Below are 15,293 nucleotides of genomic sequence, written 5' to 3' on the forward strand. Positions count from 1 at the left end.
AACAGAAAAGGAAACACCGATGTCCAAACCTAAAATTGTCGTCCTGCACATGAGAGAATTGATCTACACTGCCATTTTTATCTTTTTAATCCTGGTACTTCTGATCCTGCTTTTTCTGATGTTCCGGCCACACGATGCATCAAATACACCGGATACAAAAACAACGTTTTCTTCTTCCGCTGATGCAGATTCCGTCGGATATCAGCCCGGAGTCTATACGGCTTCCCTGATTCTAAACAACCATTATGCGGATATTGAAGTTACGTTAAATACGGATCAGATTGATTCTATTCGCCTTGTAAATCTTGGGGATTCGGTCACTACTGCCTTTCCGCTCGTAGAACCTTCTTTGGATGAACTGTCCGAACAGATCTGTCAGAAACAGTCCTTAGATGGGATCACTTGCTCCCGTGAGAATAAATATACTTCTGAATTATTATTTCAGGCAATCAAAAACTCTCTGGCAAAAGCACAAAGGTAGGTGCTGTCACAGGCACCCCCTTTTGCTTTCCCTCTTTCGTTGCTCTCTGTATAGAAGTATACATAAAGATTGCTTTTCTGTCAAATATTATTTTTTATTTCAACTTAATATTTATGTGATTTATAATTTTTCAAGCTCTCTCTGCCACAGACGCACGCAGGCATCGCTTGGCATACGCAGATCTCCTCTCGGCGATACTGCGACGGATCCGACCTTCGGACCGTCCGGCAGGCAGGAACGCTTGAACTGCTGTGCAAAAAATCTCCAGTAAAATTTCTTCAGCCATTTCAGGATCGTCTCATCGTCATACACACCGGCAAACGATTTTCCGGCAATACGGTAAATTTTGCCCGGTGCATAGCCAAATCGAAGCACATAGTACAGGAAGAAATCGTGCAATTCATAAGGTCCGACCAGATCTTCTGTTTTCTGTGAGATCTTTCCGTCTTCCGGCGGCAGAAGTTCCGGGCTGACCGGCGTGTCCAAAATATCATACAGTACTTCTCCCAGTCTGCGATCCTCACAGGTATCGGCACAGTAACGCACCAGATGGCGTACCAGTGTTTTCGGAACGGAAGCGTTCACGCCGTACATTGACATGTGATCACCGTTGTAGGTTGCCCAGCCAAGTGCAAGTTCTGACATGTCACCAGTTCCGATCACCATACCGCCGCTCTTGTTTGCAAGATCCATCAGTACCTGTGTACGCTCTCTCGCCTGGCCGTTTTCGTAGGTGACATCATGACAGTTGATATCCTGACCGATATCCTCAAAATGGCATGTCACGGACTTTCGGATATCCACTTCTTTTAAGGTAGCTCCAAGTCTTCTGGTCAGCTCACAGGCATTCTGATAGGTGCGGTCTGTCGTTCCGAAACATGGCATTGTCACAGACAGAATGTGATCTCTTCCGATGCCTGCCATATCACAGGCACGGGCTGCCACCAGAAGTGCCAGGGTAGAGTCCAGTCCACCGGAAATTCCGACTACCAGACTTTTGCAGTTTGTGTGCACCAGACGTTTCTTCAGACCAAGTGCCTGGATGGAGAGGATTTCCTCGCAGCGACGTTCCCGGTCATTTTTATTCTGCGGAACGAACGGCGTCCGTGCAAACGTTCTCTCCAGTTTTGTCTCTTCCGTTTTCAGTTCAAACTCCGTCCATTCGTATTCTTCCTGCGTAGTCGGATAAGTCGTCATTCTGCGGCGTTCTGCACGAATCCTGTGGATATCCAGATCTGCTGTCACGATCTCATTTTCAAAACGTTTTGACTGTGCAAGGATTGTTCCGTTTTCTGCAATCAGATTGTGTGCGGCAAAGACAAGATCCGTAGAAGATTCTCCTTCTCCGGCATCTGCATAAATATAACCGCAGACCAGTCTTGCCGACTGTCCGCCAACCAGATTTCTGCGGTAACTGTCCTTTCCGGTGATTTCATCACTTGCAGAAAGGTTGACGATCACATTGGCTCCTGCAATGGCATGTGTGATGCTTGGAGGCTGCGGCACCCAGAGATCTTCACAGATTTCCGCTGCAACAGTAAGACCCTCCATCTGCGGACAGTAAAAGATCTGCTGCATGCCAAACGGAATCCATTCCTGCCCTTCTTCACCCGGATATTCAATGTAATCTAGTTCTTCGTTTGCCGGCTCAAAATGACGCATCTCATAAAACTCAGAATAATTCGGAAGATTCTTTTTCGGCACCAGTCCCAGCAGTCTGCCATGGCAGATCGCCGCTGCAACATTGTAAAGCTTTCCTTTCCATTCCCACGGAAGTCCGACAAAGACCAGTGCATCGATTTCACGGCTTTCTTTTCTGATCTGATCCAGTGCGTCTTTTGCTCCATTTAAAAGTACCTCCTGCCAGAAAAGGTCCTCACAAGTATAACCGGTGATACAAAGCTCCGGAAATACAATGATCTTACTGCCAAGGGCTGCCGCTTCTTTCATTTTTTTGCAGATCTGTTCTGCATTGTATTCACAGTCTGCCACACGGATATCCGGTGTGACTGCCGCAACTTTGATAAAACCATCTCTCATGCCTTTCGCCTCCTTTTCTTCTGAACGTTATCTTTTCTTTGCCTGTGCCAGAATTTTTTTCAGTTCTTCTACGCTGAACTGATAATGCGAATTACAGAAATGGCAGTTCATCTCGATTGGTTCGCCGTCCTTTATCATCTCTTCCAGGTCTTTTCTGCCGATGCTGATCAGAGCCTTTTCCATACGCTCTTTTGAACAGTTACATGCAAAACGTGTCTCCGTCTTTTCGGTGATCTCCACACCGAATTCACCGAGCAGCTCCTGCAAAATATCTTCCGGTGTCATACCGGCATCAAGCATACTTGTCACCGATTTCACACTGGAAAGCTTCTTTTCCAGAGCATCGATCACTTTCTCATCGGTGAACGGCATCAGCTGGATGATAAATCCGCCTGCCTGACGAACCGTATTGTCGTGGTTCATCAGTACGCCGAGTCCGACCGAAGAAGCAACCTGCTCAGAAGTTGCAAAATAATAAGTTAAGTCTTCTGCAATTTCTCCGGTCTGCAGCCCAACCTGTCCGACGTACGGCTCTTTCATACCCATATCTTTGATCACATTTAAAATGCCATGACCGACTGCACCGCCGACATCCAGTTTTCCGAGAGCATTCGGAGGCAGCATCACCTGTGGATTTCCGGCAAACCCTTTGACATTTCCTTTTGCATCGGCCGTCACGGTCATGCCGCGAAGTGGACCGTCTGCCCGGATCTGAAGGGTCAGAAGATCCTTATCTCCTTTCATCATCGCTCCCATCATGGCTCCTGCCGTCATCAGTCTTCCCAGTGCTGCACAGGCAACCGGGCTTTCTTCATGCACTTTTCTTGCATATTCTGTCATTTCTCTTGTCGTGGCGGCAAAGGCACGGATCTGACTGTCCGCTGCCGTCGCTCTTACAATATAGTCTGTCATATCTGCTTGGTTCCTTTCTTTCCTTTTTCCCTCGCTATAATATAAATACGTTCGCTGTCCGCTCTGACCGGTTCTCTGGTAAATGCATCATAAGCAGCCACAAATTCCATCCCTGACTTTTGGATCAGCTCTTTGACCGTCTCCAGTTCATAGGCTTTCTGGTAATGTGTCTCAAAAAATTTCTGATAATATTCTCCGTTTGTCCTTGCAAAAATCGTCAGGTCATATTCATTGACCTGTTCCTTTTCATACCAGGTATTTTCCCAGATAAAACTGGCATCCTCCCGGTTCTCTGCGATCGTCGCATCCCCGATCAGTTCCCGGTATTTGTATGGTGTGTTCAGGTCAAAAATAAACACCCCTTCCGGGTCCAGATAATTGTTGACCAGCTTTAAAGTTTGAAGAAAATCCTCTTCACACGGCAGATAATTCATGGAATCGCAGATGCTGACCACTGCCCGAACTGTCCCGTACAGCTCAAATTCCCGCATATCCTGCAAAAGATAGAGAATATTATTGCCGGACTGTTCCCGTTTTTCCATAGCAATATCAAGCATGTCTGCGGACAGATCCACACCGATCATGTCGTATCCGGCATCTGCTAAAATCTCCGTCAGACTTCCTGTTCCGCATCCAAGCTCCAGCATAAGCCCGTCTGAAATACCCTGTTCTTCCAGGAGCGATTTCAGATATTTGCCCCACTCTTTATAAGGCACGTTGTCCATGAATTTATCATATACACAGGCAAAACTTCCGTAGATATCGTAATCTTCGTTTCTTTCATCCATTTCGCTGTTCCCTTTCTCAGGCTTTTTTCTTCAGATAGTCACGGAAGAATGCAAGCAGTGCATCCATCTCTTCATCCGTTCCGATCGTCACACGCAGATAGTTGTCGATCCTTGGTTTATTGAAATAACGCACATAAATTTTCTTGATCTTCAATGCCTCAAACAGTTCTCTGGCTGCCACTTTTTCGTGTGTAATGAACAAGAAGTTTGTCATCGAATCTCCAAAGGTAAATCCAAGTCCTGCCAGTTCTTTTTTGACACGCTCTCTGGTCGCAATGATCTTGTTCCTTGTCTCTTCAAAATAAGCACGGTCTGCAAGTGCCGCTCTTCCGATCACAAGAGACGGATAGTTCATCGTGTAAGAATTAAAAGAATATTTCACATCGTTCAGATACTTGATCAGCTGTTTGTTTCCGAAAGCATATCCGATCCGCATACCGGCAAGCGAACGTGATTTTGAGAACGTCTGCACAACCAGCAGGTTCTCATAGCGGTCGATCAGCTCCAGTGCAGAATGTCCGCCGAAATCAATGTACGCCTCATCCACGATCACAACCACATCCTGGTTGTGCTGCAGAATATCTTCGATATCAGAAAGATCCTGTGCAATTCCGGTCGGAGCATTTGGATTCGGGAAGATCACACCGCCGTTTGCCCGGTAATAATCTTCTTTTACAATGCGAAAATTTTCATCAAGCGGCTGGCACTCATACGGAATGCGAAATACATCTGCCCATACATCGTAAAAAGAATAGGTGATATCCGGGAAGAAGATCGGACGTTCGGAATTGAAAAACGTCAGAAAACACATGGCCAGCACATCATCGGATCCAACGCCGACAAAAATCTGATCTTTATCCAGATGATAAAAGTCAGCCAGTTCACTCACCAGCAGATCTGCGGTCGGATCCGGATAAAGACGCATCTTTTTATCATCCAAGCTTTTGATTGCTTCCTGCACTCCGGGAGCCGGCGGATACGGATTTTCATTGGTGTTTAACTTGATCATTCCGATCTGGTTTGGCTGTTCTCCAGGTACATATGGTACCACTGTTCTGACATTTTTTTCCCATGCCTTCATGTTTCGTTCCTCCTCGTCCGTGCGTTTATTTATAATTTTTCATCAGTTCTTCAAATTTTGGCAGTGCATTTACGATGGTTTCATAAGAAACGCAGTATGCCAGTCTCACATAGCCCGGGCATGCAAAAGAGCTTCCCGGAACGATCAGCAGATGGTATTCTTTTGCTTTCTGGCAGAATTCTTTTTCATCTGCAATCGGCGATTTTACAAACAGATAGAAAGCTCCCTCCGGTTTGATGCAGGTAAGTCCTGCCTTCTGAAGTCCGTTGTACAGTGTCTCACGGTTGCGGTTATAGTACTCCAGATCTGCTTTTGCATCCAGACATTTTGCAATCACACGCTGGAACAGAGACGGAGCATTGACATATCCGAGGATACGGTTTGCAACGGCTGCTGCTGCGATAATATCTTTTGCACCGTCCAGCTCATCCGGCATCACCAGATAGCCGATACGCTCTCCCGGAAGTGACAGAGATTTACTGAAAGAATAACCAACGATCGTGTTGCGGTAGTATTTGGTAAGATACGGCACTTCCACGCCGTCATATGCCAGCTCACGGTAAGGTTCGTCTGAAATCAGATAGATGCTTGTACCGAATTCTTTCTGTTTTGTCTCCAGAATCGCTGCCATTTTCTGAATGGTTGCTTCAGAATAGACAACTCCGGTCGGATTGTTCGGTGTATTGACGATGACTGCTTTTGTCTTTTCGCTGAGCATCTGCTCAAATTTTTTCAGGTTTGGCTGGAAAGTTTCGGTATCCGGCTCCACTTCTTTTAAAATACCGTCGTAGTTCGTCACATAAGCACGATATTCTCCGAAATAAGGTGCAAAGGTCAGCACTTCATCGCCCGGATTTAACAGGGTTTTCATCAGGACATTCATGCCGCCTGCCGCACCGACTGTCATTAAAATATTTTCTTTGTGAAATGCTGTGCCAAAACGCTGATTCAACGACGCTGCAACAGCCTCTCTGACATCTTCGTATCCGGCATTGTTCATATAGCCATGCACCATCCGTGCATCTTCGTTTTTCAGGATTTCTTCGATTGCATTTTTTACTTCGGCAGGTGCCGGCACATTCGGATTACCGAGGCTGAAATCGTATACATTTTCTGCTCCGAACTGATCTGCCATCTTTTTGCCTTCTTCAAACATTGCACGGATCGCAGAACTGTTCTCCACATATCCTCTCATCTTCTCTGAAATCATGCTGTTATTCCCCTTTCTCTGTCACAATGCCTTTCTCCACCATAAAAATCGGGTGATAGGATTCTTTGGCACTGCGAAGTCCCGTTTCGCCCATATCCTCTTCTCGATTCACGTAGGAAAATCCCTGCACTTCATGTTCCACAAACTGCTGATTGATCATCGGATAAGCACCCGGCACATCAGCAAATGCTTTTTCAATGTGGACTACAAAGGTGTCATCTGAGACCGGCTCTCCGATAGAAAACGCAACCACGTTTCCTTCGGCACGAAGCACGCCTCCGCGAAGATCCAGCTCTTTATACAGCCGCAGTGAATTCAGGGTTACACACATCTCACTGTTCTTTTCTGGATCTTCTCCGCAACCGTTTTTGTTTCTCCATTTCAGTGCCATCTGAAAACATTCTTCCACGTTCGAATCATTTAGTCTCTCATACTGCCAGTTCGGATAGAGCTTTTTGAACTTGTTCGTATGATTCTTCTTTCCATGATATTTCTTTCCGGATAATTTTGCAAGCTTTTCTGCTTCATAGACATAATCTGCATAGTCTCTGCGGTATTCGATCTGAAATCTTCCCGGATAGATTTCTTCTAAAAGTGCAAACTGTTCCGGTGTTACATTGTGCATCTGAAACTTGCGTTTCTTCTCTTTACTGTACTCATAAAGTGCATCTACCGCCTCTTTTAAATACTTTGGCTTTCCCATCGGAAATCCATAAGACAGATAGTCGCCTTCCTCACTTTTTGTCAGCAACATCCCGTTCTCCACCGTCGCCGTAACAGCATAAAACCTGGACCAGAGGTACAGATTTGCAAAGGTACACTCACAGCTTCTGCACTGTTGCTGTGTCATATAAGGTTTGTACGCTTTCTGATCTTCCAGCTCTACTTTTCTAAAATTTATCATACCTTCTGTTTCCTGTTCTTATAAAAAAGGCTGCCCTGTTTGAAAAAGGACAGCCCACACTTTTTTCTTATTCTACAACCAGTCCCTGTGCCTTCATAACATCTACGACCTGATCTACATATTTTTCGCAGAGTGCGTCTTCTGCTGCTTCTACCATAACACGGATCAACGGCTCGGTTCCGCTTTCACGCACCAGAATACGTCCTTCATCTCCAAGTGCTTCTGCCACCTGATCGACGGCTTTCTGTACTTCCGGATTCTCTCTTGCTGTCTTCTTGTCGGCAACACGCACGTTTTTCAACAGCTGCGGATAAATCTTCACTTCTCCTGCCAGCGTTCCAAGTGTCTGTTTTTTCTCGGTAAGCACTTCCATGATCATCAGAGAAGTCAGGATACCGTCACCGGTTGTCGCATGTTTGCTGAAAATGATATGTCCGGACTGTTCTCCGCCCAGGCAGTGGCCGTTCTGTGTCATATTCTCATAGACATACTTGTCACCAACAGCTGTCTTTTCGTAGTGAATGCCGGCTTTGTCGCATGCTTTGTACAGACCGAGGTTGGACATGACGGTCGTTACGATCGTGTCATTTTTCAGTTTGCCCTGCTCTTTTAAATATTTTCCACACACGTAAAGAATCAGATCCCCGTCAATAACATTGCCATTTTCATCGACTGCTATACACCGGTCTGCATCACCGTCATAGGCAAATCCGACATCCAGGCCTTTTTCTTTTACATACTGCTGCAGTACACCGATGTGTGTGGAGCCGCAGTTTGTATTGATGTTAGTTCCGTTCGGCTCATTGTTGATCACATAAGTCTTCGCTCCCAGTGCATCAAAAACACTCTTTGCGATTGCAGAAGAACTTCCGTTCGAGCAGTCCAGCCCAATGCGGTAATTTTTGAAGGATCTGGTTGCAAGAGAGATCAGATAGCCGATGTAACGGTTTCTTCCGGCAACATAATCCACCGTGCGGCCGATATTTTCTTTTGTCGCCAGCGGAAGTTCTCCACTCTCGCCATCAATATATGCCTCAATTTTAGCTTCAACTTCTGCTTCCAGTTTACATCCCATTCCGTTGATCACTTTAATCCCATTGTCATAAAATGGGTTGTGGCTTGCTGAGATCATGATACCGCAGTCGAATTCATCGGTTCTTACCACATAGGAAACACTCGGTGTGGTTGTCACATGCAGAAGGTACGCATCTGCTCCGGATGCGGTCAGGCCTGCTACCAGTGCATATTCAAACATATAACTGCTTCTTCTGGTGTCTTTTCCGATGACGATCCTTGGCTTATGCTCCTGTCCGTAATACCAACCAAGGAAACGTCCTACCTTAAATGCATGTTCTACCGTCAAAGTTACATTGGCTTCCCCTCGGAAACCATCGGTTCCAAAATATTTACCCATAATACAAACCTCACTTCCTTATACTATATACAATCACTTTTAAGCTTCCTGCAGATTTGCAAGTTTCGCTGCCTGATCTGCTGCGATCAGGCTGTCAATGATCTCATCCAGATCGCCGTTTAAGATACCGTCCAGTCTGTGCAGTGTCAGTTTGATACGATGATCCGTCACACGTCCCTGCGGGAAATTGTAAGTACGGATCTTCTCGGAACGGTCACCGGTTCCGATCTGGCTTCTTCTTGCTTCTGCTTCTGCATCGTGCTGTTTTGCAAGTTCCATTTCATAAAGTCTGGAACGCAGTACTTTCAGTGCTTTGTCTTTGTTTTTCAGCTGAGATTTCTCATCCTGACAGGAGATGACGATACCGGTCGGGATGTGTGTCAGACGTACTGCGGAGTCTGTCGTGTTGACACACTGTCCGCCGTTTCCAGATGCACGGAATACATCGAATTTACAGTCGTTCATATCCAGCTGGAAGTCTACTTCTTCTGCTTCCGGCATGATCGCAACCGTGATCGTGGAAGTATGGATACGCCCTCCTGACTCTGTCTCCGGTACACGCTGTACACGATGTACACCGCTTTCGTACTTCAGTCTGGAGTATGCACCCTGCCCGGTGATCATGAATGTTACTTCCTTGAAACCGCCGATACCGTTTTCATTTAAGCTCATCATTTCTGTTTTCCAGCGGTGCATATCCGCATATTTCACATACATGCGGTAAATCTCAGCTGCAAATAAAGCCGCCTCATCCCCGCCTGCTCCGGCACGTATCTCGACGATAACGTTCTTCTCATCGTTCGGATCTTTCGGAAGCAGCAGAATTTTGAGCTTATGTTCCAGTTCTTCGATATTTTTCTTTGCATCATTCAGTTCTTCTTTGAGCATTTCTCGCATTTCTTCATCGGACTCTTCTTCCAGCATGGAAAGGCTGTCCTCTACCGTCTGCTTGCTCTCTTTATATTCTTTATATGCATCCACGATCGGCTGCAGATCACTCTGCTCCTTCATAAGCTTCTGAAATCTGGTCTGGTCGTTGACGACAAACGGCTCATTCAGTTCGCTCATGATCTCTTCAAATCGAATCAGCAAATCTTCCAGTCTATCAAACATCTTTTTCTTGTTTTCCTTTCTTTGTACCTGCTTTTCCTGCAACTACCCGGTCAAGCCCTGCCAGATCTTTTATTACCTGGACGGACACAAAACCGGCTTCTTTGAGCAGTTCACTCACTGCAGCTCCCTGCCCTGCACCGATCTCAAACAGCAGTGCACCGTCTTCTTTTAAATAATCCCTGCATTGTGAAACGATACTTCTGTAATAATAAAGCCCATCAGACATTCCGTCAAGTGCCAGACGCGGCTCATGATCCCGCACTTCCGGCATCAGCTGTGCAATCTCTTCCGTTTCAATATAAGGCGGATTGGAGACAATCATATCGTACGGTCCCTGTGCCTTCTCAAACAAGTCACTTAAAACAAAAGTTGTTGCTGCTTCCAGCCCCAGCCTTTTCGCATTTCGTCTTGCAACCTCAAGTGCCTGTTCTGAGATGTCGATGCCGACTCCCGTTCCCTGCTTCAGATTTTTCAGAATACTGAGCAGAATACATCCGGAACCGGTACACAGATCCAGCACCTTCATGCCCTCTCTTTTTCGCTTCAGTGCTTCTTCTACCAGAACTTCCGTATCCTGCCTTGGGATCAGTACATGTTCATTGACATAAAATGGATAACCGTAAAACTCCTGTTCTCCGGTCAGATGCTGCAGCGGAATCCGCTGTTTTCTTCGGGAGACCAATTCCTGATAGTATAAGAGTGTCCCCGGCAGAATGCTTTCCTTTCGGTTCATCAGATACCAGGTTCGCCCGGTCTCCTTTTTTTCAATCTTCCGTATCGCATATTCCAAAAGATACCAGGCATCCAGAGCCGCATCCGGAACTTCTGCCCCTTTCAGAATCTGTTCTGCTTCTTTTCGTGCTTCTTCGTACGTCATACTTTCTCCTGCCACCCAAAATTTTCTTTCAGATATGCTCTCCAGTCAAACACAGCCTCTACCGATGCGATCGCTACTTCTGCCATGGAAGCATCCGGCTCCCTTGTTGTAAGCTTCTGCAACATCATACCCGGTTTTGATAAAAAAATTACCAGTTTATTTTCGCTCTTTCCCGCCAGACGGATAAACTCAAACGAAACGCCTGCGATCACCGGGATCAGCAAAAGCCGGAATACCACTCGCCAGATCGGGGATTCAATCCGGATGAACAAAAAGAAAATAATGCTGACGATCATAACGATAAACAAAAAACTGGTTCCGCAGCGTTTGTGCAGTCTGGAACTTTTCAGCACATTTTCCACATTTAACTCCATGCCATGCTCTATACAGTTAATACACTTATGTTCTGCACCATGGTACATAAACACACGCTGAATATCTTTCATTCTGGAAATGAGCAGAATATACCCAAAGAAAATCACAAGACGAACTGCACCTTCAAGCAGTGTGATCAAAGTAGTAGAATCTGTAAATTTTCGAAACAACTGTGACAAAAAATAAGGAAGTATCATAAAAATGGCTACTGCCATCACAACTGAACATGCAATCGTCAGCCCCATCATCACGGACTCCTTCTTTTCGTCTTTCTCCTCTTCTTCCTCATCCATAAAAAAAGATGCAGAATAAGTCAGTGTACTCATACCAAGAACCATGGAATCTATAAAGCTGAACACACCTCGTATGATCGGAAGAGAACGTATTTTTTTATTTTGAACAATACCTTTATATTCTTCTGTTTTCACAACGATCTCGCCGTCGGTTTTGCGGACTGCGACTGCATATTTATCTGCATTTCGCATCATCACGCCTTCCATGACCGCCTGACCGCCTATATTGGATGATTTCATACTGCTGCTTCCTCCAACTTCCACACCCGGAAACTTTTTGTGTAAAGTGGACATTCACAATCCGCTTCTCTGCGTTCAAAACATCCACACAAAAAATCCGTGTGATAAAAAAGGTTGAGATTTTTCAACCTCAACCCCTCTCATTATCTTAAGCATATACATCCTACCTTCGCAGGACATCTGTATACTCCTGTACCCAAAACGCTTATTATTTGATGCCGTATTTCTTATTGAATTTATCAATACGTCCGCGTGCTGCTGCTGCTTTCTGCTGTCCTGTGTAGAATGAATGGCATTTGGAGCAGATTTCAACATGGATATCCTTTTTTGTGGAGCCTGTTACAAATGTGTTACCGCAGTTGCAAGTTACAGTTGCCTGATAGTACTCTGGATGGATTCCTTCCTTCATGATTTTCACCTCTTTTTCTTATTTTGTGAACTGCTTACCTTTCTCGGTCGATTTCCGGTCAATGCCGCTCCTGATGTTTCCACGGCAAGATACCCCGGACTATCCCTGTAAGTCCCTACAGTTAAACTGTCTGTTAGACAGCGTTTGAATTATACCATAAGTCTTTATAAAAAGCAACGATTTTATATAAATTTCTGTTTTTTAACCACCTGTACCAGTTCTTTATTGTTTTTCGTATGTACAAACATATTCAGGATGTTCTCGACAGCTTCGTCCGACTTCATACCGTTTAATGCTTTTCGCATGATGTACACTGCTTCCTGCTCTTCCGGATCGAGCAGAAGATCCTCTCTTCTGGTACCGGATTTCTGGATATCCAGTGCCGGGAAAACTCTCTTTTCGGAAAGCTTGCGGTCAAGGACAAGCTCCATGTTTCCGGTTCCCTTGAACTCTTCGTATACGACATCGTCCATCTTGCTTCCGGTATCGACAAGTGCCGTTGCCAGGATCGTCAGGCTTCCGCCCTCACGCATATTTCTCGCTGCTCCGAAGAAACGTTTCGGCATATGCAGTGCCGCCGGGTCAAGACCGCCGGATAAGGTACGTCCGCTTGGCGGAACCGTCAGGTTGTAGGCTCTTGCAAGTCTTGTGATGCTGTCGAGCAGGATCGTAACGTCTTTTTTATGTTCAACCAGACGCTTTGCACGCTCGATCACCATCTCGGAAACTCGTTTGTGATGCTCCGGCAGCTCATCAAAGGTAGAATAGATTACTTCTACATTATCTCCGACGATGGCTTCCTTGATATCGGTAACTTCCTCCGGACGCTCGTCGATCAGCAGAATGATCAGATGCATATCCGGGTCATTTCCAAGGATGGACTTTGCCATCTCTTTTAATAGTGTCGTCTTTCCGGCTTTCGGCGGTGACACGATCATTCCTCGCTGTCCCTTGCCGACCGGTGAGATCAGGTCAACGATACGCATGGCTACATTTCTCGAATCACGCTCCATACGCATACGCTGGTTCGGAAAGATCGGTGTCATATCCTCGAAATTGCATCTTTTGGCAGCTTCTGCCGGATGCATGCCGTTTGTGCTCTTTAAATAGAGCAGGGCTGCAAACTTCTCCTGCTGCGTGGTATTGGTGCGGATACGTGTATTGCCGCTGATGATATCTCCGGTCTTCAGATTGAATCTTCGGATCTGGGACGGCGAAACATAAATATCATGGTCACCCGGCAGATAGTTATCGGATCGGATAAATCCGAAACCATCCGGCATTACTTCCAGAATACCGGTCACTGTCTGACCGCTGTCAAGCTGTGAAAAATCCAGTCCTGTTTTCTCTTCCGGACGCTTTTCGGATCTCTCTGCATGCTCTGTCATCTCTGGTCTTTCCGCTTTTACAGTCTGTGTCTGTGCACGTTCTTCCGTTTCTTCGGATATTTTCTGTTCACGTTCTTTTTCATCTGCCTCAAGCATTCTTGCAACTACTTCACTCTTTTTCAGACCGGAAAGATTTTTCAGGCCTCTGGCTTTTGCAATCGCCTTTAATTCAACCGCTGAGAGCGATTCATATTTTTCTTTCATCATTATCCTGTATTTCCTCCATCTTTGATGGCTGTTTCTGAATCTAACATCTGCCTATTTTAACATAACTGTTTTTAAAAATCTATACGAACTTTTACACGAAATGCTTTTAAAAAGCAAGCATTCCGCCTAACATTCCGCCTCCCATGCACAGACAGGCTGTCGTTATCGTCTGTATGGAAGACGGATCTATGTTCCGTTTCAGGATCAGTGTCAGAAGAAAAAGCACTGCAAAATAACACATTCCTGCGAGCAGCCCCCACAGGTATTTTTTGTTCTCCGTCCTTCTGCCTGCGATCCTTCCGCCCAAAAAGGCGGATCCCAGATAAATGACGGTCACAGCCGCCGAGATCTTTCCTTCTTCTAACTGAAATTTCATCATCGCAGCTGCCAGCAGCACAAGAAGCACTGCTGTGACGATCCAGGAACCCAGAAGTGAAATGAGCAGGGTCACTGGTTTTGATCGTTTCTGCATTTTTTCCATGCAATCCCCCCTGCTCATACTATATGACAGCCTTCCATCCGGCAGAACATTTTTTCAAGAATGCCTCTGGCATTCTTGCTGCGAGGTGCACGGCTTGTTGCTCGCCGCCTGCTGAGGCGGGAATCATCTCACATCTGATTTATCTTTCATCTCATCACCGGCCATACGCAGAACATCTTTAATCTCCTCAAGCGGCATTTCCAGATAGGCCGACAGCTCGCTCATGGAAACTTTGTGTCCAAGATCCTCTTCCAGGCTGAGGATCGACTCGTTCAGGTGATTGACTCTGCCTACGATCTCATCATCCAGGTCTTTTTTGTCCTGTGACATCTCAACGGCCTCTTCCATTGCTTTCCGGATACCGGCAAACACCTGCTTACGGTATTCTTCCAGATTAGGCTTTGCCTCCAGATTTTCAAGTGCAAGCAGCAGTCCGATATTGCCTTCCTGCACCAGATCTTCGATCGGCAGCTCGGAAGCGACATACGTCATGGCAAGCTCGTAGACCGTTTCCAGATACTGTCCTGCCAGCGTGCTTTTTGCCATGGAATCGCCATTTACCGCCTCAAAAAACAGACGTTCTTCTTCCGTCTCGGAAAGTTTTTCGATCTCTGCAAGTTCCTCCAGATACATGCCAAGGAAATCCGGACCTTCCCCGTCCTGTGCTTCACTGTTTTCTTCCTGTTTTTCTGTCTCAGGATTCGAAGCAGACGCTCTCTCTGCATCCTCCTTCACTGTCTTCTGTGCGCTTTCCGGTGTCTTTTGGGCCGGTTCGTACCCGTCCACTTTGATCTTCTGGCTGACAAGGTATTCGCAGACCAGTCCAAACTGTTCCTCATTCAGGGCATCTCCCGGAAAGAATTTTTTTATGTCTTCTTTTGTAAGATAATTCCCCTGCACATCTGCAAGTGCCTTCAGCTCACTTAACATCTCTCTGAAAACAATTTTACTCTGCATCGTTTTTTTCCTGCCACTCAAAATGTGATTAAATATACTCACGCCGAGATAATGTAGACCCTCACGAGTTCTACTTACTGCTTTATCGTGTATGCTTTGGATTGACCGAAATCATATCTACTC

Annotated in this window: 15 protein-coding genes; 1 reads left to right on the plus strand and 14 read right to left on the minus strand. The window is 45.9% G+C overall.

Annotated elements, in window-relative coordinates; all coding sequences use genetic code 11:
* Window positions 1–49: 49 nt before the first annotated feature.
* Window positions 50–481, plus strand: a complete 432-nt coding sequence (locus tag GPK60_RS09520; RefSeq protein WP_252191347.1) for a hypothetical protein — start codon at window positions 50–52, stop codon at window positions 479–481.
* Between the two features lie 120 nt (window positions 482–601).
* Here GPK60_RS09520 and GPK60_RS09525 read toward each other — a convergent pair whose 3' ends face one another.
* From GPK60_RS09525 to GPK60_RS09590, 14 genes are all read right to left on the minus strand, one after another.
* A complete protein-coding gene (locus GPK60_RS09525) occupies window positions 602–2,521 on the minus strand; it encodes an NAD(+) synthase (protein WP_215659630.1) in 1,920 nt (639 codons plus the stop codon).
* Window positions 2,522–2,548: 27 nt separating this feature from the next.
* Window positions 2,549–3,433 carry an Hsp33 family molecular chaperone HslO gene (hslO, locus tag GPK60_RS09530; protein ID WP_022118997.1) on the minus strand — a complete coding sequence of 295 codons (885 nt, stop codon included), beginning with the start codon at window positions 3,431–3,433 and terminating at the stop codon, window positions 2,549–2,551.
* Window positions 3,430–4,221 (minus strand): class I SAM-dependent methyltransferase, encoded by a 792-nt coding sequence (locus tag GPK60_RS09535; RefSeq protein ID WP_215659633.1) that lies wholly within the window; start codon window positions 4,219–4,221, stop codon window positions 3,430–3,432. The genes hslO and GPK60_RS09535 overlap by 4 nt, the downstream gene beginning before the upstream one ends.
* A gap of 16 nt (window positions 4,222–4,237) precedes the next feature.
* Window positions 4,238–5,302 carry a histidinol-phosphate transaminase gene (gene hisC / locus GPK60_RS09540; protein WP_215659636.1) on the minus strand — a complete coding sequence of 355 codons (1,065 nt, stop codon included), beginning with the start codon at window positions 5,300–5,302 and terminating at the stop codon, window positions 4,238–4,240.
* A 25-nt stretch (window positions 5,303–5,327) separates the two neighbouring features.
* Window positions 5,328–6,512 (minus strand): pyridoxal phosphate-dependent aminotransferase, encoded by a 1,185-nt coding sequence (locus GPK60_RS09545; RefSeq protein ID WP_147631055.1) that lies wholly within the window; start codon window positions 6,510–6,512, stop codon window positions 5,328–5,330.
* A 4-nt stretch (window positions 6,513–6,516) separates the two neighbouring features.
* The gene (locus GPK60_RS09550; protein WP_173895662.1) at window positions 6,517–7,416 is read right to left on the minus strand and encodes a phosphatidylglycerol lysyltransferase domain-containing protein; all 900 of its coding nucleotides are present in this window, start codon (window positions 7,414–7,416) and stop codon (window positions 6,517–6,519) included.
* Window positions 7,417–7,483: 67 nt separating this feature from the next.
* A complete protein-coding gene (glmM, locus tag GPK60_RS09555) occupies window positions 7,484–8,830 on the minus strand; it encodes a phosphoglucosamine mutase (protein WP_022118992.1) in 1,347 nt (448 codons plus the stop codon).
* Window positions 8,831–8,869: 39 nt separating this feature from the next.
* The gene (gene prfA / locus GPK60_RS09560; protein WP_022118991.1) at window positions 8,870–9,943 is read right to left on the minus strand and encodes a peptide chain release factor 1; all 1,074 of its coding nucleotides are present in this window, start codon (window positions 9,941–9,943) and stop codon (window positions 8,870–8,872) included.
* On the minus strand, window positions 9,936–10,820 hold the full coding sequence (gene prmC / locus GPK60_RS09565; protein WP_173895665.1) for a peptide chain release factor N(5)-glutamine methyltransferase: 885 nt from the start codon (window positions 10,818–10,820) through the stop codon (window positions 9,936–9,938). The genes prfA and prmC overlap by 8 nt, the downstream gene beginning before the upstream one ends.
* On the minus strand, window positions 10,817–11,728 hold the full coding sequence (locus GPK60_RS09570) for a DUF1385 domain-containing protein (RefSeq protein WP_147631051.1): 912 nt from the start codon (window positions 11,726–11,728) through the stop codon (window positions 10,817–10,819). The genes prmC and GPK60_RS09570 overlap by 4 nt, the downstream gene beginning before the upstream one ends.
* Before the next feature lie 208 nt (window positions 11,729–11,936).
* Window positions 11,937–12,137 (minus strand): 50S ribosomal protein L31, encoded by a 201-nt coding sequence (gene rpmE, locus GPK60_RS09575; RefSeq protein WP_022118988.1) that lies wholly within the window; start codon window positions 12,135–12,137, stop codon window positions 11,937–11,939.
* Window positions 12,138–12,319: 182 nt separating this feature from the next.
* Window positions 12,320–13,729: a transcription termination factor Rho gene (rho, locus tag GPK60_RS09580; RefSeq protein WP_215659645.1), complete on the minus strand. Its 1,410-nt coding sequence runs from the start codon at window positions 13,727–13,729 to the stop codon at window positions 12,320–12,322.
* Between the two features lie 109 nt (window positions 13,730–13,838).
* On the minus strand, window positions 13,839–14,213 hold the full coding sequence (locus GPK60_RS09585; RefSeq protein WP_022118986.1) for a TIGR04086 family membrane protein: 375 nt from the start codon (window positions 14,211–14,213) through the stop codon (window positions 13,839–13,841).
* A gap of 123 nt (window positions 14,214–14,336) precedes the next feature.
* A complete protein-coding gene (locus GPK60_RS09590; RefSeq protein WP_173865499.1) occupies window positions 14,337–15,170 on the minus strand; it encodes a sigma factor in 834 nt (277 codons plus the stop codon).
* Window positions 15,171–15,293 lie beyond the last annotated feature (123 nt).

It is taken from the genome of Ruminococcus sp. MCC718 (assembly GCF_018783905.1).
Taxonomy (GTDB): Bacteria; Bacillota; Clostridia; order Lachnospirales; family Lachnospiraceae; genus Hominisplanchenecus; species Hominisplanchenecus faecis.

Bases quoted from the DNA above. Each gene is read 5' to 3' on its own strand.
- GPK60_RS09520 (WP_252191347.1), top strand. From the start codon at position 50: ATGAGAGAATTGATCTACACTGCCATTTTTATCTTTTTAATCCTGGTA.
- GPK60_RS09525 (WP_215659630.1), bottom strand. From the start codon at position 2,521: ATGAGAGATGGTTTTATCAAAGTTGCGGCAGTCACACCGGATATCCGT.
- hslO (WP_022118997.1), bottom strand. From the start codon at position 3,433: ATGACAGACTATATTGTAAGAGCGACGGCAGCGGACAGTCAGATCCGT.
- GPK60_RS09535 (WP_215659633.1), bottom strand. From the start codon at position 4,221: ATGGATGAAAGAAACGAAGATTACGATATCTACGGAAGTTTTGCCTGT.
- hisC (WP_215659636.1), bottom strand. From the start codon at position 5,302: ATGAAGGCATGGGAAAAAAATGTCAGAACAGTGGTACCATATGTACCT.
- GPK60_RS09545 (WP_147631055.1), bottom strand. From the start codon at position 6,512: ATGATTTCAGAGAAGATGAGAGGATATGTGGAGAACAGTTCTGCGATC.
- GPK60_RS09550 (WP_173895662.1), bottom strand. From the start codon at position 7,416: ATGATAAATTTTAGAAAAGTAGAGCTGGAAGATCAGAAAGCGTACAAA.
- glmM (WP_022118992.1), bottom strand. From the start codon at position 8,830: ATGGGTAAATATTTTGGAACCGATGGTTTCCGAGGGGAAGCCAATGTA.
- prfA (WP_022118991.1), bottom strand. From the start codon at position 9,943: ATGTTTGATAGACTGGAAGATTTGCTGATTCGATTTGAAGAGATCATG.
- prmC (WP_173895665.1), bottom strand. From the start codon at position 10,820: ATGACGTACGAAGAAGCACGAAAAGAAGCAGAACAGATTCTGAAAGGG.
- GPK60_RS09570 (WP_147631051.1), bottom strand. From the start codon at position 11,728: ATGAAATCATCCAATATAGGCGGTCAGGCGGTCATGGAAGGCGTGATG.
- rpmE (WP_022118988.1), bottom strand. From the start codon at position 12,137: ATGAAGGAAGGAATCCATCCAGAGTACTATCAGGCAACTGTAACTTGC.
- rho (WP_215659645.1), bottom strand. From the start codon at position 13,729: ATGAAAGAAAAATATGAATCGCTCTCAGCGGTTGAATTAAAGGCGATT.
- GPK60_RS09585 (WP_022118986.1), bottom strand. From the start codon at position 14,213: ATGGAAAAAATGCAGAAACGATCAAAACCAGTGACCCTGCTCATTTCA.
- GPK60_RS09590 (WP_173865499.1), bottom strand. From the start codon at position 15,170: ATGCAGAGTAAAATTGTTTTCAGAGAGATGTTAAGTGAGCTGAAGGCA.